General features: G+C 60.6%; 22 protein-coding genes. 12 read left to right on the top strand and 10 right to left on the bottom strand.

Annotated features, from left to right (window positions below; all coding sequences use genetic code 11):
• Nucleotides 1-42 precede the first annotated feature (42 nt).
• From HED64_RS19665 to HED64_RS09340, 10 genes are all read left to right on the top strand, one after another.
• Nucleotides 43-198, top strand: a complete 156-nt coding sequence (locus HED64_RS19665) for a hypothetical protein (RefSeq protein WP_210149466.1) — start codon at nucleotides 43-45, stop codon at nucleotides 196-198.
• A gap of 145 nt (nucleotides 199-343) precedes the next feature.
• A complete protein-coding gene (locus tag HED64_RS19660; RefSeq protein WP_210149464.1) occupies nucleotides 344-493 on the top strand; it encodes a hypothetical protein in 150 nt (49 codons plus the stop codon).
• A complete protein-coding gene (locus tag HED64_RS19655) occupies nucleotides 484-678 on the top strand; it encodes a hypothetical protein (protein ID WP_210149462.1) in 195 nt (64 codons plus the stop codon). The genes HED64_RS19660 and HED64_RS19655 overlap by 10 nt, the downstream gene beginning before the upstream one ends.
• Nucleotides 678-1,148 (top strand): MFS transporter, encoded by a 471-nt coding sequence (locus HED64_RS19650; protein ID WP_210149460.1) that lies wholly within the window; start codon nucleotides 678-680, stop codon nucleotides 1,146-1,148. The genes HED64_RS19655 and HED64_RS19650 overlap by 1 nt, the downstream gene beginning before the upstream one ends.
• Before the next feature lie 209 nt (nucleotides 1,149-1,357).
• On the top strand, nucleotides 1,358-1,756 hold the full coding sequence (locus HED64_RS09360; RefSeq protein ID WP_245325834.1) for a DUF302 domain-containing protein: 399 nt from the start codon (nucleotides 1,358-1,360) through the stop codon (nucleotides 1,754-1,756).
• Nucleotides 1,757-2,008: 252 nt separating this feature from the next.
• On the top strand, nucleotides 2,009-2,143 hold the full coding sequence (locus tag HED64_RS20265; protein ID WP_425351793.1) for a recombinase family protein: 135 nt from the start codon (nucleotides 2,009-2,011) through the stop codon (nucleotides 2,141-2,143).
• Nucleotides 2,140-2,472, top strand: a complete 333-nt coding sequence (locus HED64_RS09355) for a recombinase family protein (RefSeq protein ID WP_425351792.1) — start codon at nucleotides 2,140-2,142, stop codon at nucleotides 2,470-2,472. The genes HED64_RS20265 and HED64_RS09355 overlap by 4 nt, the downstream gene beginning before the upstream one ends.
• A gap of 247 nt (nucleotides 2,473-2,719) precedes the next feature.
• Nucleotides 2,720-4,396, top strand: coding sequence for a sensor histidine kinase (locus tag HED64_RS09350; RefSeq protein WP_132363795.1), 1,677 nt, complete (start codon nucleotides 2,720-2,722; stop codon nucleotides 4,394-4,396).
• A gap of 291 nt (nucleotides 4,397-4,687) precedes the next feature.
• Nucleotides 4,688-4,972, top strand: coding sequence for a hypothetical protein (locus HED64_RS09345; protein WP_168151743.1), 285 nt, complete (start codon nucleotides 4,688-4,690; stop codon nucleotides 4,970-4,972).
• A 112-nt stretch (nucleotides 4,973-5,084) separates the two neighbouring features.
• Nucleotides 5,085-5,570, top strand: a complete 486-nt coding sequence (locus tag HED64_RS09340; protein WP_210149458.1) for a recombinase family protein — start codon at nucleotides 5,085-5,087, stop codon at nucleotides 5,568-5,570.
• Nucleotides 5,571-5,983: 413 nt separating this feature from the next.
• Here HED64_RS09340 and HED64_RS09335 read toward each other — a convergent pair whose 3' ends face one another.
• From HED64_RS09335 to HED64_RS09310, 6 genes are all read right to left on the bottom strand, one after another.
• On the bottom strand, nucleotides 5,984-6,769 hold the full coding sequence (locus HED64_RS09335) for a GntR family transcriptional regulator (RefSeq protein ID WP_132364005.1): 786 nt from the start codon (nucleotides 6,767-6,769) through the stop codon (nucleotides 5,984-5,986).
• A gap of 163 nt (nucleotides 6,770-6,932) precedes the next feature.
• Nucleotides 6,933-7,334, bottom strand: coding sequence for a cytochrome c oxidase subunit 4 (locus HED64_RS09330; RefSeq protein ID WP_168151742.1), 402 nt, complete (start codon nucleotides 7,332-7,334; stop codon nucleotides 6,933-6,935).
• Between the two features lie 2 nt (nucleotides 7,335-7,336).
• Nucleotides 7,337-9,055: an aa3-type cytochrome oxidase subunit I gene (gene ctaD, locus HED64_RS09325; protein ID WP_168151741.1), complete on the bottom strand. Its 1,719-nt coding sequence runs from the start codon at nucleotides 9,053-9,055 to the stop codon at nucleotides 7,337-7,339.
• A 6-nt stretch (nucleotides 9,056-9,061) separates the two neighbouring features.
• Entirely contained in the window at nucleotides 9,062-9,937 is an 876-nt protein-coding gene (gene ctaC, locus HED64_RS09320; protein WP_168151740.1) for an aa3-type cytochrome oxidase subunit II, read from the bottom strand.
• 205 nt (nucleotides 9,938-10,142) lie between these two features.
• Nucleotides 10,143-10,517 (bottom strand): HesB/IscA family protein, encoded by a 375-nt coding sequence (locus tag HED64_RS09315; RefSeq protein ID WP_132363784.1) that lies wholly within the window; start codon nucleotides 10,515-10,517, stop codon nucleotides 10,143-10,145.
• Nucleotides 10,518-10,625: 108 nt separating this feature from the next.
• Complete coding sequence (locus HED64_RS09310; protein ID WP_168151739.1) at nucleotides 10,626-12,035, bottom strand: dipeptidase; 1,410 nt, start codon at nucleotides 12,033-12,035, stop codon at nucleotides 10,626-10,628.
• 70 nt (nucleotides 12,036-12,105) lie between these two features.
• On the opposite strand from HED64_RS09310, the gene HED64_RS09305 reads away from it, so the two are divergent.
• Nucleotides 12,106-12,687, top strand: a complete 582-nt coding sequence (locus HED64_RS09305; RefSeq protein WP_168151738.1) for a DUF3043 domain-containing protein — start codon at nucleotides 12,106-12,108, stop codon at nucleotides 12,685-12,687.
• A 168-nt stretch (nucleotides 12,688-12,855) separates the two neighbouring features.
• On the opposite strand, the gene HED64_RS09300 is transcribed toward HED64_RS09305, so the two are convergent.
• Complete coding sequence (locus tag HED64_RS09300; protein ID WP_168151737.1) at nucleotides 12,856-13,947, bottom strand: quinone-dependent dihydroorotate dehydrogenase; 1,092 nt, start codon at nucleotides 13,945-13,947, stop codon at nucleotides 12,856-12,858.
• A gap of 60 nt (nucleotides 13,948-14,007) precedes the next feature.
• Between HED64_RS09300 and HED64_RS09295 the strand changes: the two genes are divergently transcribed.
• Nucleotides 14,008-15,234 carry an alpha/beta hydrolase gene (locus tag HED64_RS09295; protein WP_168151736.1) on the top strand — a complete coding sequence of 409 codons (1,227 nt, stop codon included), beginning with the start codon at nucleotides 14,008-14,010 and terminating at the stop codon, nucleotides 15,232-15,234.
• 45 nt (nucleotides 15,235-15,279) lie between these two features.
• On the opposite strand, the gene HED64_RS09290 is transcribed toward HED64_RS09295, so the two are convergent.
• From HED64_RS09290 to leuA, 3 genes are all read right to left on the bottom strand, one after another.
• The gene (locus HED64_RS09290) at nucleotides 15,280-16,056 is read right to left on the bottom strand and encodes an isoprenyl transferase (protein WP_281069224.1); all 777 of its coding nucleotides are present in this window, start codon (nucleotides 16,054-16,056) and stop codon (nucleotides 15,280-15,282) included.
• Nucleotides 16,057-16,103: 47 nt separating this feature from the next.
• On the bottom strand, nucleotides 16,104-16,856 hold the full coding sequence (gene recO / locus HED64_RS09285) for a DNA repair protein RecO (RefSeq protein ID WP_132363774.1): 753 nt from the start codon (nucleotides 16,854-16,856) through the stop codon (nucleotides 16,104-16,106).
• 100 nt (nucleotides 16,857-16,956) lie between these two features.
• Nucleotides 16,957-18,696: a 2-isopropylmalate synthase gene (gene leuA / locus HED64_RS09280; RefSeq protein ID WP_168151735.1), complete on the bottom strand. Its 1,740-nt coding sequence runs from the start codon at nucleotides 18,694-18,696 to the stop codon at nucleotides 16,957-16,959.

Raw genomic sequence — 18,696 nt, 5'->3', positions numbered from 1 at the left:
GCCGTCCGGCCTTTCGGCCCCCAGCACACCAGGAGTCCGAGCATGAAGCAGTCCACCACCAGAGCGCTCCCCATCTTGAGTTTGCGCGACAACGCGGCGGAGTTCAGCCTGCTCGTCGCGGTCAACGCGCTGGTCGGGGCATGGTTGGACAGCAACAAACCTTCTTGGCACTGCTGGCCCACTTCGAATTCGGCCTGAGCGGATACACGTTCCTGCTTGCCTACGTGGCGGCCTTCGGGATCGCCAAGGCAACCTCCAACTGGTTCGCCGGGACCCTCTCGGACCGCTACGGACGAAAGCCCGTGCTGCTGGCCGATGGCTTTTCACCATTCCGCTGCCGCTCATGTTCATCCTTGCGCCGGATTGGGGCTGGGCCGTCGCCGCAAACGTGCTACTGGGCATCAACCGGGGGCTGACCCGGTCGAGCACCCTCATCATGAAGATCGATCTGGTGGGCACGGCCCGGCACAGCATGGCCTGGCCATGGGACTGAACGGGGCCGCGGGCTTCGGTGACGTGGCCGCCGTGTCCCTGCTGACCGGATACCTCGCCGAACAGTCCGGGCTGCGTCCGGCACCCTTCCTCTTGGGAATCGCCTTCACCGCAATGGCACTGCTGCTGTCAGGCCTTTCCGTCCGGGAGACCCCCACATGTCCTCCTGGATGCCGTAAACATTGATGCCCGGGGCGCTTGCGCTCGGCTCGGCCTGGCCTGGCCTGGCCGACATCCTAGCCAACGCCCAAATCCTTTCCCTGAGCAGCTTCTGGGAACCGGCCTTGTCCTCGCCGAGCCTGGCCGGTCTGGTGAACAACCTGAACTTCGGACTCTCCTCGGGCCAGTTCCACCTCCTGTTCGCCACCGCGGATCTCAGCATGGGCCAGATCGTCCTACATTTCGCCCTAAATCCCGGGGCCTGGGGCATAGGCCAAATGGCGACCGGTGCTCTCTCGGACCGGATCGGACGCAAACACCTCATCACCTCCGGCATGTTGGTCCAGGCCGGAGCCCTGGCGTTCATCGCGCTCGGGGACGGCTTTGGTGCCTGGGCCTTGGAAACTGTCTTGTCTGGCGCGGGAACCGCCATGGTCAAGCCCACGCTACGGGCCTCCGTGGGCGACGTCGCCCGTCCCGCATGGAGTGGACGCTAGATGGGCGTCTACCGGGCTAATCGTCGCGATCCGTATGCATGAAACGCACCCACCGCATCCCCGGCCGACCCCTGCGGACAATGCCCCGGCAACACCTCCGCGCGACCACACCAACCCGCAGCATGGCCACAGAACCGAGGTCCCCTGCCGCGGCGAAGTACGCAGTCGAGGCAGGCACGCCTCCACACCACGACCCGAGGAGAACCACAGTGACCTACACCCACGCCATCACCGTCCCACTGTCCTGGCAAGAAGCTGTCGAACGGACACGCGGCGCCTTGGCAGAACAGGGATTCGGCGTCCTGACGGACATCGATGTGAAGGGGACCATCACCCAGAAGGTGGGCCACGAGACCGAGGCCTCCGTGGGGACTAGATCATTCTCGGAGCCGGCAACCCGCAACTGTCCCAACGCGGCAACACCGCCGAACCGCAGCTGGGCGCACTGCTCCCGCGCAGCGTCGTCGCACGTCGTCGCACGTCGCGCTCCTGCCGCCATGGAAACCACCATCGAGGCCATCGACCGCAAACCATGGTCAAGCTCAGCCAGAGCGATGCGACACGTGAGGTCACCAACGAAGCCGATGCCAGGCTTCAGGCGGCATTGAAGGAAATCTCCCGAACAGTAGGTACCTAGGTTCTGACCTGATTGGCACAGGTCGCTTGCACGATTCCGACATCGCTAACGGGCACCGGTTCCTGCATGGTTTTTACCCGGAGCCAGATACCTTAGGACTCGGCCTATGAACCGTCAGGCTACGGACAGTGGTGTGGGCACCAAACGCGCCGACCGCCACCCGCGAAGTCAGCAAAGAGTGGTGGGCGTTGCAGCCACGAACAACAGTTATTGAGCGGCCCGGTTGAAGAAGCTGCTCGAGTACGCCGAGGCCGGAGACACCGTGGTGGTATGGCGGGTCGACCGGCTTGGCCGATCCTTGGTCGATGGCCTGAATGCCGTGAACCTGCTGCGCGAACGCGGCGTGAACGCGGCGTGAACGTCCAATCCAATTCGGACGGGAACGACCCAGCTACCTCGGCCGGGCGGATGATGCTGAACTTCTTGGCCTCTCTGACAGAGTACGAGCGCGAGCTAATCATGGAACGGGTCAATGCCGGAATCGCCGCGGCGCGTCAATCGGGCACCAGATTCGGCCGGCCGCTCTCGGCCCCGGCAGTGACCGCCAACAATCTCTTGATCGCGCAGGATACTCGTGTGAAGGGACGCACCGCGGAAGACGCGGCACGATTGCTCGGCGGAGTCGCGCGACGCTCTACCGCCACCTCAACCCAAACGCCTGATCCGCCGAAAGCCAGCGATCGCTGATCACCCTGCGGAGTGCAGACGACTCTGGTAGCAGAAGAACCGCAGCCCGGGACCACGATCTCCCGTTTAGCGCCAACAGCTGTGCCGCTGCTCCCCAAGGCCGAATATATGGGATCACCGATGGGCTATGACATTATCGTTACGTGTTGCCCGGAATACTTCCGGTGCCACGTAGTTCCCTCTCACACGTCGCGGCACGGTCGTCCTTGGATCCCCGGGCCCGGCGCGTGCCACAGATGGAAGTCCCATGACTCAGTCCAGCACAGCGGGTTTAGTTCACCGTCACTTTCACTCTCGTTCCCTACGGGTCAGGGTCATTCTCACCCAGGCACCACTCAGCCTGACGGTGATTTTGATGGTCGTCCATGCTGGCGTTGTTTTCCCGCAGATCTTCGCTAATCCCGTTTTTGTCACTGGCTTGTGGATGCACGCCGCCATCTTTGTCCTCTGCTTTGCGGTCCCTTGGGAGAGGCTCCCGACCTCATCCTTCTTGGTCATTCCGTACCTGGATTTTGTGGCTATTGGCTTTACCCGTGAGGGCAGCCTGCTATACGCAACGTCGGCTGGATTGCTGATGCTGTTTCCTGTCTTCTGGCTCTCTACCTCGGGCCTGGCACGCAAGACGGCAGTTTTCAGCAGCCTAGTGGGAACTTTGTTAATCATCTGGACCCCAATCCTTCTTGCCGGTATTCCGGTCACGGCGGAGCAGTTGAGCAAGCCGCTACTCTTCCCGTTCATGATGGCCGGCTTTTCCCTGACAGTGGTGAGCATGACAGCAAGACTGGACCGCCAGCGTTTGGCAGTTCTCGCCATGGATGTGCAGTTGCGCGCTGCGCTGGAAGCTAGCCGCCAGCGCGAACAGCTTCTCTCCACTGTCCTGGATGCAATCCCCGTGGGCGTGGTGGTAGTTGATGCTCAGGGCCATGACCAGTTGATGAACTCCACCCAACAGGCTTTCCACGCATTTGCCGTCCCCGATCACACCGGGGATCCGGAAGAGAAGGACTTATTGCTGTTTGGAACGGACAAGGTGACACCGTTGGGCACCGAGGATCGCCCCGTGCGCCGGGCCGTTCGGGGCGAGTCTTTCACTAACTGCCAGATCTGGGTCGGATCGGGCGACCGAGCCCGCGCCTTCTCCACCACTGCCCGCACGATGAAGGACGCTGATGGCAATAATGATGGCGCTGTAATTTCCTTCCACGACGTCACAGGCATGCTTACCGCGCTGGCCGCCAAGGATGACTTTGTAGCCCGGGTCTCCCATGAATTTCGAACACCGTTGTCCTCCATCTTGGGCTATGCAAGTCTCATCATGGACGACGGGCAGGACCTCCCCTCCGAGGTAGCCAGCTCTGTAGCAGTCATCGAACGCAACGCTGAACGCCTACTAGGTCTTGTCAATGACCTTTTGACCGCAAAAACGTTGACGTACCGACCTACTCCGACCGACTTTGCCCAGCTAGTAGCGCACAGCTTGGCGGCAGCAGCCCCTTCGGCAGCCACAAATGCGGTCACCTTAATGAGTTTGGTCGAGGGTCCAATGCCTGTCGTCATTGATGCCGGGAGAATCGGACAGGTGCTGGATAACCTCGTCTCCAACGCTATTAAGTACTCTCCCGATGGCGGTACTGTCACAGTGCGGGCCTGGCCCGAGAGCGAAGACCTCGTATGTACCATCCAAGACACAGGAATGGGCATGAGTAACACCGAGCAAGCAGAAGCATTCACCAGGTTTTTCAGGGCCGAGTCGGCCTTACAACGCGCCATCCCCGGACTTGGCCTAGGCCTACTGATCACCAAATCCATTGTGGAAATGCACGGCGGGACCATTAGATTGCAAAGTACCCCCAAAAAAGGAACCACCATACGATTCACCCTGCCACAGCCCGTATCCACGCACGGTGGACCGCACGAACGCTAAAGAGCAGTCGCTCGAGGATACCTAGACGCACCTATTCAGCGATCGATTTCGCACATATCAACCCGTGGGTTCCGGAGCTTGCCAACGCCCTTAGGCGAACTTCGACAGTGCCGCTCGTGCGCAACTGCCAGTTGCCGCTGGAATTTCTTATTCGATCCCCCAGCGCGACACCCGGGAACCAGTTTCGCCATGGCCAGGGAACATGATCTGCCGAATTGGCTTGCTGCCGTCCACCCTCGCTACTAGGTCCCGCATCACGCCGAAGTGGTTCTCGCGGTCGTGATTTGCCTAGTGATCACCGTGGCGGATCTGCGCCACGCCACCGGGTTCTCGTACTCTGGGGTGTTCGTCGACTATCTGCTGGCGAGCATTGCTGCGTTCACCCATCCCGTTGCTGATCGTCGGTGTCCCAAGGCACGGCAAGCCATCGGCGCGCTCGCATCTATTGCTTTGGTAGTGACGCTGCCACCGGCCTCGGTCCTGACCGGAGTGGACGTATTGTTGTTGGCATCCTGCTGCGAGTACTCCGACAACGCCAACAACGGCAACTTCCAGATACCGGAAAAGCTTCGGTAAATTCATCGCTCACGACAACGAAGTTGGTTGCAGTGTCACCCGCAACCGGCGGGACACCCTTTGGGCCGAACATTGCATGGGATGCGGCCGCAGGGAAATGGCATACCGCCATTTGACGTTGCAACTTAACCGCCGTTCCGGGCCAACTGTCACAGGTAACGCCCGGGTTTCCACCAAAGGGCAAGAATCCCAACTCCAGCGCAACGCCCTTGAATCGGCGGGCTGCGGCCGGATCTTCGAAGACAAGATCTCCAGACGCGCCACCGCCCGCCCGGGGTTCGTTGAAGGACTCGATCATCTCCGTCCGACGGACACCTTGTGCGTGTGGAAATTGGACCGTCTCGGCCGGTCGGCGAAGGACGTGCTTACCAACGCCGACAGCCTCCACGAGCGAGGAGTCGGCCTGCGTATTCTCACCGGAACCTACAGTCCTACCGGAGAAGGGAAGTTCTTCTTTGTCATGATGGCCGCGTTCGCCGAACTCAAGCGCGACATGATCCGTGAACGGACCTTGGCTGGCTTAGCCGCAGCCCGTGCCCAAGGCCGCACCGGCAGTCGCCCCACCGTCATGGAAGCCGATACCCTCGCAGCCGCGTAGGCCAGACATGCCAATGGGAGAGTCCCACCCAGATCGCCAAAGCCCTGGCAGTCTCCCGCGCGTCCATTTACCGACACTTAGCCACCAGCAACACTCGAACCATACCGCTCAAACAGACTACTTAACGCCAACCATTGTTCCGCTACCGGTCAGCCCCCGAATCATCCTGAGCAGATGTGCCAGCTGTTCCGGCATGGGTGTGGCCTGTCGGCACAATGATGACGGAATCCAACTTTCCGCACGCTCGCGGAAGACGCTCAGCGAGCACGGCTGTTTATCCCAGGAGAAGGAGAACTCTTCGTCCGGGCGTCGCTATGCCACGGTCCTGCCGGCCGGAGCCCGATCGTGGGTAAGCTGCCACACGAGTGTCGATCCGGGTACCAAGTGACGATCCGGGCACCAGCCGGGGGTTGTTAGCGCATGGTGGTGTAACGCGGGCTACGGCTCCCCTGACGCTGCAACGGTACAAATAACTTGTATCGATCCGAGCGGTAGAGCGAGACCGAATAATCCACCAGTCCCTCCCCAACAAATGCGTAGCGCGTGATCCGCAGCAGCGGGAAGCCGACGTCTACCTGCAGCAGGCTCGCGTGTTCGGCGCTGGCTGCGGTGCTTTCAATCTGATCCTCTCCCCATTCCAGAACCAGACCATAGCGTTCATGCAAGGACTGATAAAGCGAACTGGGCGGGGTGTCTTTGAGGAAGCCGGGCACCAATTCGCTGGGCAGGAAATTCTCATCCAAACTCATGGGTTTGCCATCGGCCAGCAGGAGGCGACTAAAGCGGATGACCATGGTGCCTTCCTCGATCTCCATATGCCGGGAGAGGCTACTGGAGGCGGGTACCTCGTCAAAACGCAAGACGTGCGCATCTGGCACCATGCCGCGCCTGACCATCTCCTCGCTGTAGGAGTTCAGCCGGATCTGGAGGTCAACTTTGGGGTGCGAAACGAAGGTGCCCACCCCGACCACGCGAGTGAGTACCGTTTCCTCCACCAACGAATCGATGGCCTGACGCAGTGTCTTGCGGGCGACGTTGAATCCTTCGGCAAGTTCACGTTCGGGCGGCAGGCGGTACCCGGGTTGGCATACCGTCTTGGCATGGGTTCGCAAGATCTCGCGAATCTGCCGGTATTTGCTCACCGGCGAATTCTCGTCGATCAGCCCGTTGACCTTGGGCCGTGGCGCGTAGGGTTTCATCGATACTCCATCGTCGGGGTGACGGCCTTCCGGCACCCCTTGTGTTTCCATTCTCCCGCATTGTTGGCCTGGGCCGTTAAACGTCAAGAGCGGTGCTTGCCTCCCCTACAAGGGGAAGAAGCACCGCTCTTGATGAGATCAGTGTTTCAGTACAACGCCCGTACTAGTGAGCGTGGTTACCGCGGCTGAATTCGTAGACCCAGCCGACCAACGCAATGATGGTGAAGCCGACGCCGATGAACATTACCCAGAAGCCCAGGGCCAAACCGGCAAAGCCGATAGCGGCGCCCGTACCCAGGATCAGCGGCCACCAGCTCCACGGAGCGAAGACTCCGATGGATCCGGCGTTCTCGTGGATTTCCCCATCAAGACGGTCCTCGGGACGAGGACCAACGCGCTTTGCGGTGAACAGCAGGTACCAACCGATGAGGATGCACATGCCCGAGAGGAGGAAGAGGCCGAGGAAACCGACCGGCTCCTTCCAATCAACCATGTATCCGTAAACGATTCCGACCGGCGTGAAGAAGAAGATTCCGCCGAGGAAGAGCCAAGACTCTACTTTCATCTCTACTTATCCTTCTGGTCAGCCGGGCCGAAGATCTTGGCAACTGCGGTTTCCGGAGTCGAGCGTGCGCTCAGTTCCGGGTGGTGCAGGTCAAGAGCCGGACGCTCGGAACGAATACGCGGGATGGAGTGGAAGTTGTGGCGCGGTGGCGGGCAAGAAGTTGCCCATTCCAGCGATGCACCAAAGCCCCAAGGATCATCCACGTGGATCTTCTTACCGTGGCGGTGAGTGGTCCAAACGTTCCAGAAGAACGGGATCATCGACATACCCAGGATGAAGGCGAAGACGGTGGAGAACTGGTTCATGGTGGTGAACCCGTCTTCCGGCATGTAGTCGGCGTAACGACGCGGCATGCCCAGAACACCCAACCAGTGCTGGATCAGGAACGTGCCGTGGAAGCCGATGAACAGCAACCAGAAGTGGATCTTACCCAAGCGCTCGTTGAGCATCTTGCCGGTCCACTTCGGCCACCAGAAGTAGAATCCGGCGAACATAGCGAATACCACGGTACCGAAGACCACGTAGTGGAAGTGAGCAACCACGAAGTAGGTGTCCGAGACGTGGAAGTCCAGCGGCGGGGCCGCCAGGATGATGCCGGTCAAACCACCGAAGAGGAAGGTCACCATGAAACCGATGCTCCAGAGCATCGGCGTTTCGAAGGTGATCGAGCCTCGCCACATGGTGCCGATCCAGTTGAAGAACTTCACACCCGTGGGTACGGCGATCAACATCGTCATGAAGCCGAAGAACGGAAGCATGACCGAGCCGGTGACGTACATGTGGTGGGCCCATACCGATACGGACAGTGCCGCGATCGAGATGGTGGCGAAGATCAGACCCTTGTAGCCGAAGATCGGCTTGCGGGAGAAGACCGGGAAGATCTCAGAGACGATGCCGAAGAACGGCAAGGCAATGATGTAAACCTCGGGGTGGCCGAAGAACCAGAACAGGTGCTGCCACAAGACTGGGCCGCCCGATTCGGGATCAAAGACGTGGGCCCCGAAACGCCTGTCGGCACCAAGTGCAAACAGAGCTGCTGCCAACGGCGGGAAGGCCATCAGGATCAGGATGCCGGTGATCAACGTGTTCCAGGTGAAGATCGACATGCGCCACATGGTCATACCCGGTGCGCGCAAGCAGATGATCGTGGTGATGAAGTTGACCGCACCAAGGATGGTACCGAAGCCCGAGAGTGCCAGACCGAAGACCCAGAGGTCTCCACCGACGCCGGGGCTAAAGGTGGTGTTCGACAGCGGCGCGTAAGCGAACCAACCGAAGGAAGCCGCACCCTGTGGGGTGAGGTAACCGGAGACGGCGATCGTCGAGCCGAAGGCGAAGAACCAGAAGGCCAGTGCGTTCAAACGCGGGAAGGCCACATCCGGTGCACCGATTTGCAGCGGCATCATGACGTTGGCGAAGCCCGCGAACAACGGGGTTGCGAACATCAACAACATGATGGTGCCGTGCATGGTGAACAGCTGGTTGTACTGTTCCTTGGTCTGCAAGATCTGCATACCGGGCTCGAACAGCTCGGCGCGGATCACCAGTGCCATGACGCCACCGATGCAGAAGAAGATGAACGACATGATCAGGTACATGTACCCGATGGTCTTGTGGTCGGTGGAGGTGATCCAGTTGACGAAAATCCGCCCCTTGGATACCGGCACCACGCGAGGCGCGAGGCTAGTGGCCTCGTCCGTTGCGTATTCGTAAGTAGTCACGACGGATTACTCTCCTTCCGTGTGGGCGGTTTTGGTCTGGTTGACCGTGCCCGGCTGGCGATCATACTCGGCGCCGATGTGACCCTCAGGCAAGGTTGCCATGTGAGCGACGAATTCGGCCTCGGGTACTACCTTCACGTTGAAAAGCATCTCGGAGTGGTACTCACCACAGAGCTCTGCACACTTGCCGTCGAATGTTCCTTCGACCTGCGGGGTGAGATAAATGTAGTTGGTCTTGCCCGGGATCATGTCAAGCTTCTGCAAGAATGCAGGAACCCAGAACGAGTGAATAACGTCGCGGCTATTCAGCTCAAGCGTCACAGTCTTTCCAACCGGCAGGTAAAGGACTGGAAGAGTTTCCTCAACGCCTTCCTTGCCGGTGAGGTGAGCCTGAGTCGTTGCCTCGTAATTTTCCTGACCCTTGTAGCTGTAGTTGTAGTCCCATGCCCACTGCTTGGCACGGACGTCAACAACAAGCTCGGAATCCACGGCGGTATTGATCGACTTCTCGGCACCATCTGCAAACGTGAAGAACGTCAGGACGAGTACGAGAGGTACGGCCGTGTAGAAGATTTCAAGCGGCAAGTTGTAGCTGAGCTGGCGCGGGTAGCCAGTGTCATTCTTGCGGCGGCGGTAGGCAATGATGCACCAAAGCATCAGGCCCCACGTCAGGATACCGATCAGAAGTACGGTAATCCACGTGTTAACCCAGAGATCCTGGATCATACCGGTGTGGTTGGTGGTGTCACGTTCGACGTTCGGGAGCCAACCTCGCTGGACTTGCTCCGAACATCCCGTCAACAACAACGCGCCAGCGCCGGCGATAGCCAAGACTTTGGCTACACCTTTACCGCGGCTGCTGGTTCGGTCTTGCGAACTCACAGACGGCCCTTCCTCTTTGTTGGTGCTGAATGAGTCTTCGACGCCCAGCGGCCGGACTCAAGTGAATCAACGCTGATGAGGTCGAAGAAAACCATAGTTTTACTACTTACCGTAGAGCTTACCCTCTCGGGTGCTCGAATGCCGACCAAAACACCGCCCAGGGACGAAGATGACTCAACGTATGGGCGGTGCAATTGGTTCCGGCTTAGTGGAAGGAATCTCCACAGGCGCAAGACCCACCGGCGGAAGGGTTGTCGATGGTGAAGCCCTGCTTTGAGATGGTGTCCTCAAAGTCGATCGATGCGCCATCCAGGTAAGGAACGCTCATCTTATCGACTACGACCTCGACACCGTCGTAATCCTTGACGGCGTCGCCCTCAAGCAGGCGCTCGTCAAAGTAAAGCTGGTAAATCAGGCCAGAGCAGCCGCCCGGCTGGACAGCGACACGCAAACGAAGATCGGTGCGTCCCTCTTGCTCAAGCAATGAGCGGACCTTTCCCGCTGCAACATCCGTGAGCTGGACCTGGTGGGTCGAAAGCTCGGTCGGGTCTGCGGTGGTCTCATTTGCTGCAGTTGTCATGTGTAATCCTCCATATACTGCTCACTTGGGCGACGCCTCAAGCGCTGCCCCTCATCTTCAATGGTACGACGAGCAAACAAATGCTGTCGCGGTTATGTCCCGTGTTCGTTATAGGCCGTAATTGTTCAAACGGGCCATCAGCAGGGACTCGGCCAGAATGGCATGACGGAAGTCACCTAGGTGCAGCGACTCATTGGCCGAATGTGCTCGAGAGTCGGGGTCCTCCACGCCCGTGACCAGAATCTGCGCCTCCGGGAAAACTTCCAACAGATCGGAGATAAAAGGGATCGATCCACCAATGCCGGTTTCTACGGCCGGGACTCCCCAGGCCTCACCCAAGGCCCACAGGCTGGCCTGCGCCGCCGGCGCACTGGTATCGGTGGAGAAGGACTGACCGTTCTCATCGGACACGAAGTTCACCTGGGCTCCACCCAAATTCTGGGACATGATGTGGGCGCGTACCGCCTCCGTGGCGGCCTGCGGATCCTGTCCCGGCGCCACCCGAAGGCTCAGCTTAAAGCGGGTCGATGGAATCAACGTATTAGAGGACACCGCCACCGAGGGGATGTCCATGCCGATGATCGACAGGGCCGGCTTGTTCCATAAGCGGTCAGCCAGGTTTCCGGTACCGGCCAGCGTCACCGAGTCCAATACCGAGGAATCCTTACGGAATTCTGCTTCCGGGTAATCGACGGTGGCCAGCTCGTTCGAAACCAATCCCTTGATGGCTACGTTGCCCACTTCATCATGGAAGGTGGCAATCAGCCGGGCGGCAACCGTTGGCGCATCAAGTAGTGGTCCACCGAACATGCCGGAGTGAACGGCATGATCCAGCACGCGGATTTCAACCTCTCCCCCGACCATTCCGCGCAGTGAAGTAGTCAGCGCCGGAACACCGACCTTCCAGTTGCTGGAGTCGGCCACGACGATGACGTCGGCGGCCAGTCGGTCACGGTGGGTCTCAAGGAATTGGCGGAAGCTCGGTGAGCCGGCTTCTTCCTCCCCCTCAAGGAAGAAGGTGACACCCAGGCCGAAGTTCTCAACGCTGTCTAGCACCGCGCGCAGGGCGGCAATGTGCACCATGATTCCCGCCTTATCATCTGCTGCACCTCGGCCATAGAGTCGACCGTCAATTTCGGTGGCGACAAAGGGGGAGGTGTTCCACAGGGCTTCATCGCCCGGAGGCTGCACGTCGTGGTGCGCGTACAACAGAATCGTGGGCTTTCCCGCTTGGGCCGGACGATTAGCCACGATGGCAGGTCCGCCCATGGCGCCGCTCGCCGTGGGGACGCGGAGAATCTCAACATTTTCCATGCCGGCTTCGCGCACCAACTCCGCGACGGCTTCGGCACTCCGGTCCAGCTGGGCCGAATCAAAAGATTCCCACGCGATACCCGGAATTGCCACGAGTGTGCTCAGTTCGGAAACGATACGGTCAAAAGCTGCATCAACGTGGGCGGCCAATGCGTCGCGGTCAACGCCAAAGTTCGCCGTGTTGTCGGTGTTCTTGGTAGTCATAGAGAAAAGCCTACAACTGTACGGGCGGGGCAATACCTGCCCCACCGCCTCTGCACGCTAGACTGGTGCGGTGTTTGGACGCAAGAAAGATCAGGCAGCTTCCGTAGAAGCGCCCACAGAAGAGACCATCAAGCCCGTCGGCAAAAATGCCCCGACCCCTAAACGTAGTGTGCAGCAGGCGCAGAATCAGCGCCCCCTGGTGCCCACCGACCGCAAGCTTGCGCGCGCGGCCGAACGCGAACAACGACTCGAAGCGCAAAACCGCATGCGCTTGGCCAATGAAACTGGCGATGAGCGATTCATGGCCATCCGTGATCGTGGCCCGCAGAAGCGTTTCGCTCGCGACTTCGTGGATCGCCGCATCATGGTCGGTGAATACCTGATGTTCGCCGTATTCGCCTTCCTCATCGTTTCGCTGAGCCTTTCCAGATTCCCGCAGGTAACGGTGTACGTCACCTTTGCCCTGTGGATCCTGGTCGTGCTGGTTGCCCTCGAGGCCTTCATCGCATCTCGCGGCCTGAAGAAGGGCCTCATCGCCCGCTTTGGCTCCGTAGAGCGCGGCGTCATTTGGTATGGCGTCATGCGCGGCATGCAGTTCCGCAAGCTGCGCCTGCCCAAGCCGCAGGTCCGCCGCGGAGACGATCCCCGCTAAAACACGCACTAGCGTTCAATAATCCACACCAGGCGTGTGGCCCCAACCACCGGGTTAATCCGGAGCGGGGCCACACGCCTTTTCGCTTAAGAAGCCCGGCAGTTCGCCACGAAAAACAGTGGGCCTCCGACGCAACAAGCGTCGGAGGCCCAGCTGGCTACGGAATTCTTACTTAGCGCTCAAACGTTCGCCGCGGGAAACGGCCTCGGCTAGCTCCTTGTTGATGCTGCGCACCCAGGCCGGTCCCTCGTAGAGGAACGCGGTGTATCCCTGCACCAGGTCGGCACCGGCGGCCAGACGCTCAATGACGTCCGCACCGCTGCTAATGCCGCCAACGGAGATGATGGCCATGTCCGCCGGCACCTTTTCACGCAGTACCTTCAATACTTCCAGCGAGCGAGCCTTCAATGGGGCACCGCTAAGTCCACCGGCACCAATTCCGGCCACCTTGAACGCATCGGTGACCAGAGGTTCGCGAGCGATGGTGGTATTGGTGGCAATGATGCCATCAAGCTTCAGTTCGGTGGCCAGTGCGGCGACGTCGGCAATGTCAGCATCGGTCAGATCCGGCGCGATCTTCACCAACAGCGGCACATGGCGTCCAGCAACCCGGTCCGCCTCAACACCTACGGCTCCCAAGAGTGGGCGCAACGTCTCAACACCCTGCAACAGGCGAAGCCCGGGTGTGTTCGGGGATGACACGTTCACCACCAGATAATCAGCGTGAGCGGCAAGCTCGCGGGTGGAGATCAGGTAGTCGGCAATCGCGTCATCCAACTCCACCACCTTGGTCTTGCCAATATTCACACCAATGATCGGACGATGGGCGCCAAATCGATTTCTCAAACGCATCCGAGCCTCGCGAATGCGCGGGGCCACGGCGTGGGCCCCGGCATTGTTGAACCCCATGCGATTGATGACGGCTTTGTCCTCAACCAGCCGGAAGAGCCGCGGCTGCTCATTGCCCGGCTGTGCGGCCCCGGTGATGGTGCCAACCTCTACATGGCCAAAACCCAGATCGGCTAGGGCCATGATGCCCGCACCTTCCTTGTCGAATCCGGCTGCCAGCCCAAAGGGCGAGGGGAAATCGATGCCCATCACGGTGCGGCGCAGGGATGGCTTCGGGGCGCACAACTTGCGGTAGACACTCGAAACCCCAAACTTCTCGGCCAGCCGCAAGGCGTTAAAGGATAAATGGTGGGCTTTCTCCGGGTCCATGCCCTGGAAAACGACTCGGAAAATCGTGGGGTATATGCGCATGACTCCTAGTCTTCCCGCAACCTCGGCCCCAAACAACTTCAAGTTCGTTATGCTCAACACATGTCGCAACCATCGCCCCTCGATACAGGTTCAATCCGTGCTCCGGACGATGATCCCAGCGCCAAGTGGCCGCACTACACCCTCACCACTGCGCAGGGCCGGTGGGAAGAGGACATTCTGGGCGTTGGTTTCAGTTACACCACACTGCCGATGGGCCATGATGACGAGGGTGAACTCTGCGCCACCCTCGTGCGCTATCTACCACCGGAATCGGCGCCGGAGAATTTCCAGCCCGGTAAGACGTCCTGGTTATCACGTCTGATTGAACGATTCTTGCCGCCGACCGCCGCACGAAGCACAACCCACACTCCCCCATCCAACGCCCAGCAGCCGACGGTCAGCGAGCACCCGGGTTTTGTCCTGGCAGTGCATGGGTGGAGTGACTACTTCTACAACACCGAAATGGCCGCCCACTGGGCGGCCCGGGGTTTCGCGTTTTACGCGCTGGACCTGCGCCGGTACGGGCGCAGCCTGCGAGCCCACCATTTAAATCCCGGGTTCACCTTGTCGCTGGATGAGTACGACGCCGACTTGGACGCCGCACTGGCGATGATCCGCTCGTTAGAAGGACATGACGCGCCGGGAGTCTGCGTGGCCCATTCCACCGGCGGACTGATAGCAAGCCTGTGGGTCAACAGGAACCCCGAGGCCTTCGACGCATTGATCCTCAATAGTCCGTGGTTGGAGATGCAGGGCAGCTATTTGGTGCGCTACGCCGCCCAAGGTGTCGTGGAACCGATCGCCCGGCGGCGTCCGCGCGCCAAACTGCACCTGCCGGAACTCGATAATTATTGGCGCTCGCTCTCGAGGCTGGCGCACGGTCACTGGGATCTTCATCCGCTTTGGCGCCCGCAGATCGCTTTCCCGGTCACGGCCGGCTGGATCACCGCGGTGATGGCCGGACACCGGGAGGTCGCCAGAGGACTGGACATTCGCATCCCGATCCTGGTGTTGACCTCCAAAACGACACATCTGGGCACGAGCTTCGATGAGGCGATGCTGCATAGCGATAGCGTTTTGGAGGTTAATGTGGTGCGTGAGCGATCCCTGAAGCTGGGGCGCGAGGTCACCAACGCTGTCATCAATGGCAGCATGCACGATGTGTTTTCCTCCCTGCCTCAGCCCCGGGCAGCGGCCTACGCCGCCATGGACAGGTGGAGTTCGGGGTACGTGCGAGGGCTGTTGGCCCGGGACAACGCCCGGGCCAAAGGACACGCCCAGCGCTAACCCACGACGGGTCACGAGCCACCCGGCACACCCACCGAGCGCTATTTAAGGCGCGGTCGTCGGTGCCGCGTTGGCCGGCTTGTCTACCGCTCCCCCATACCGACGGTCGCGGCTGGCATATTCACGCACCGCTTCCCACAGCGTGGTGCGGTCAACGTCCGGCCAGAGTTCGTTAATAAACACCATTTCCGCGTAGGCGGATTGCCACAGCAGGAAGTTCGAGGTCCGCTGCTCACCACTGGTGCGCAGGAAAAGATCAACGTCCGGCATCTCGGGTTCATCCAGATGCTTCGCAACGGTCTTTTCGGTAATTTGTGAGGGCTTCAGCGTCCCGGCAGCCACCTGTTCGGCGATGGCCTTCACTGCGTCGGCGATTTCGGCGCGCCCACCGTAGTTCACGCACATGGTCAGCTGGCAGGTTTGGTTACCGGCAGTGAGCTGCTCGGCTTCCTTAAGCTCATTGACCACCGTGCGCCAGAGCCTCGGTTCTCGACCCGCCCAGCGAATGCGCACACCCCATTGATTCAGGGTGTCGCGCTGACGACGCAGCACATCCCGGGAGAAGCCCATCAGGAAACGTACCTCTTCCGGGCTGCGCTTCCAGTTCTCGGTGGAGAACGCGTAAACCGAGACATACTTGATGCCCATCTGCACCGCTCCGGCCATCACGTCCAACAGTGCCGCCTCACCGGCGCGATGACCCTCGGTGCGGGCAAGACCGCGCGCATTGGCCCAGCGCCCGTTACCGTCCATCACGATCGCGACATGTTGCGGTAGCAACTCGCGCGGGATATTTGGCATCGCTGCATCATCGGCGCGCAGCGCGGGGACATTCGGTCCTGGTTTTCCGGTGATCTTGATGGCTTTACTCAACTTCGCTCCACGAGTTTAAGGGATTTGACGGCGCGTTCCAGGTGCCATTGCAGGTAGTTGCCCACCACCGTGGCACTCTGCGCTCGGGTGGTGGCATCCGCCGCGTCAATCACGCTCCACTGCCCGTCCAAAAGGGCGGCGAGCAGCGTGACGGTTGCGGCAGACGGGGAGATTGATCCGGCGGGGCGGCAGTCATGACAGACCACCCCGCCGAGGGGAATATTGATGGCCTGATGTGGGCCGACCGCGCCGCAGCGCACACAGTGGCTGAAGCTTGGTGCCCAGCCGGCGGTGGCGAGGGCGCGCAGTAGATAGGAATCAAGCACCGTGCCCGGCTCATGACCGCCGCGCGCCAGCGTGGCCAGGGCCCCGTGCAGCAGGCGGTATTGCGGGGCGATCGATTCGGCGTCGGCGTCGGTGAGTCGTTCGGCGGTTTCCAGCATTGCGGCGCCGGCGGTGTAGGCGGCATAGTCGGCCACCAGTGCCTGACCGTAGGGGTGGCGCAATTGGGCCTGAAGGATGGTGTGCAGCGAACGGCCAGCAACAATCTGGGCGTCGACCTCCATGAAGGGTTCAAGAGTTGCCCCCAACTTGGAGCTGGTACGTCGCACACCCTTGGCCACGGCACGAATCAAGCCGAGTTCCGGGCTCAAGAGCGTGATGATTCGATCCGCCTCACCCAACTTATGGGTACGCAGAATAATCCCGCGGGTGCGGTAACTTTTTGCTGCAAAACTTGATCGTGCCACGTGTTCTATGATCCCAGAGAAATGCGTGAGCGGGTGCACCGGCCACTATTTTGGCAGGTGCACCCGCTCACGAGGTTCAGCCGCGAACGGCTGTCTTGGTTTAGGCCTGGTCGCGGATGGCGCGGTTGACCGCGGAAATGACGGCCTTCAGTGAGGACATGGTGGTGTTGGTATCAACACCGACACCCCAGAGCACGCGTTCTCCAACGGCGCATTCGACATACGCTGCGGCCGCCGCATTGCCGCCCTCGGACAGGGCGTGCTCGGTGAAGTCCAGCACACGCACGTCCACACCCTCATTGGACAGGATGTTCACCAGCGCGTTGATCGGGCCGTTGCCCGATGCGGAGCGGCGGTGCGCGGTGCCATCGATCATCAGCGTGGCGGTCAGCGCGAAGCTGCCGTCCTCGGCGGTCTCGGCAGTAGCGGAACCGAGCTTGAAGCGGCCCCACTCCTGCGCGTCCGATCCCTCGGTGACCGGCAGGTACTCGTCCTGGAAGACCGACCAGATGGCGGCCGAAGAAATTTCCCCGCCCTCCCCGTCGGTCTTGCGCTGGATAACCCCGGAGAATTCGATCTGTGCGCGGCGCGGCAGATCCAGTGAGTGCTCGCTCTTGAGCAGGTAAGCGACGCCACCCTTGCCGGACTGCGAGTTCACGCGGATCACTGCCTCGTAGGAGCGGCCGATGTCCTTCGGGTCGATCGGCAGGTACGGAACGCCCCAGGTGATCTCGTCCACGGTCTTGCCAGCGGCTGCGGCCTCGGCCTCCATGGCTTCAAAGCCCTTCTTGATGGCGTCTTGGTGGGAGCCGGAGAAGGCGGTGAAGACCAAGTCTCCACCGTAGGGCGAACGCTCGGCGACCGGAAGCTGGTTGCAGTATTCGACGGTGCGGCGGATCTCGTCCATGTCGGAGAAGTCCAGCATCGGGTCGATGCCCTGACCGAAGAGGTTCATGCCCAGGGTCACCAGATCGACGTTGCCGGTGCGCTCACCGTTGCCAAAGAGGCAGCCCTCGATGCGGTCGGCGCCGGCCAGGTAGCCGAGCTCGGCGGCGGCCACACCGGTGCCGCGGTCATTGTGGGGGTGCAGGGAGAGCACGATCGAGTCGCGGTTCACCAGGTTGCGGTGCATCCATTCGATGGAGTCCGCGTAAACGTTGGGGGTGGACATTTCCACGGTCGCCGGCAGGTTCAGGATCATCTTGTTTTCCGGGGACGCTTCCAGTACCTCGGCGACGGCGTCGGAGATGCGCTGGGCAAATTCGAGCTCGGTGCCGGTGAAGGATTCCGGGGAGTATTCGTAGGTGATCTTGGTGCCCACCAGCTGCTCTTCGTACTTCTTGCACAGCCGTGCACCGGTCAACGCGATGTCAACGATGCCGTCCTCGTCCTGGTTGAACACCACGCGGCGCTGCAGCACCGAGGTGGAGTTGTAGAGGTGCACGATGGCCTGCTTGGCGCCCTCGAGTGCCTCGTAGGTGCGCTCGATGAGGTGCTCGCGGGACTGGGTGAGGACCTGAATGGTCACGTCGTCCGGGATGCCGCGCTCGATGAGTTGGCGGACGAAGTCGAAGTCGGTCTGCGAGGCGGACGGGAAGCCGACCTCGATCTCCTTGAAGCCCATCTTCACCAAGAGGTCAAACATCTTGTGCTTGCGCTCGGGGCTCATCGGGTCAATCAAAGCCTGGTTGCCGTCGCGCAGATCCACCGCGCACCAACGCGGGGCGGTGGTGATGTACTTGTCCGGCCAGGTCCGATCCGGAAGCGACACGTTGATCTGGTCCTGGAACGGGACGTACTTGTGGACGGGCATTCCAGATGACTTTTGCATGTTTTGCAT

It is taken from the genome of Paeniglutamicibacter terrestris (genome assembly GCF_012271785.1).
GTDB lineage: Bacteria > Actinomycetota > Actinomycetes > Actinomycetales > Micrococcaceae > Paeniglutamicibacter > Paeniglutamicibacter terrestris.
This window is presented reverse-complemented; position numbering and strand designations above follow the sequence as displayed.

Excerpts from the sequence above, each read along its gene's own strand:
- HED64_RS19665 (WP_210149466.1), top strand. The coding sequence starts at position 43 with ATGAAGCAGTCCACCACCAGAGCGCTCCCCATCTTGAGTTTGCGCGAC.
- HED64_RS19660 (WP_210149464.1), top strand. The coding sequence starts at position 344 with ATGTTCATCCTTGCGCCGGATTGGGGCTGGGCCGTCGCCGCAAACGTG.
- HED64_RS19655 (WP_210149462.1), top strand. The coding sequence starts at position 484 with ATGGGACTGAACGGGGCCGCGGGCTTCGGTGACGTGGCCGCCGTGTCC.
- HED64_RS19650 (WP_210149460.1), top strand. The coding sequence starts at position 678 with ATGCCCGGGGCGCTTGCGCTCGGCTCGGCCTGGCCTGGCCTGGCCGAC.
- HED64_RS09350 (WP_132363795.1), top strand. The coding sequence starts at position 2,720 with ATGACTCAGTCCAGCACAGCGGGTTTAGTTCACCGTCACTTTCACTCT.
- HED64_RS09335 (WP_132364005.1), bottom strand. The coding sequence starts at position 6,769 with ATGAAACCCTACGCGCCACGGCCCAAGGTCAACGGGCTGATCGACGAG.
- HED64_RS09330 (WP_168151742.1), bottom strand. The coding sequence starts at position 7,334 with ATGAAAGTAGAGTCTTGGCTCTTCCTCGGCGGAATCTTCTTCTTCACG.
- HED64_RS09315 (WP_132363784.1), bottom strand. The coding sequence starts at position 10,517 with ATGACAACTGCAGCAAATGAGACCACCGCAGACCCGACCGAGCTTTCG.
- HED64_RS09310 (WP_168151739.1), bottom strand. The coding sequence starts at position 12,035 with ATGACTACCAAGAACACCGACAACACGGCGAACTTTGGCGTTGACCGC.
- HED64_RS09300 (WP_168151737.1), bottom strand. The coding sequence starts at position 13,947 with ATGCGCATATACCCCACGATTTTCCGAGTCGTTTTCCAGGGCATGGAC.
- HED64_RS09295 (WP_168151736.1), top strand. The coding sequence starts at position 14,008 with ATGTCGCAACCATCGCCCCTCGATACAGGTTCAATCCGTGCTCCGGAC.
- leuA (WP_168151735.1), bottom strand. The coding sequence starts at position 18,696 with ATGCAAAACATGCAAAAGTCATCTGGAATGCCCGTCCACAAGTACGTC.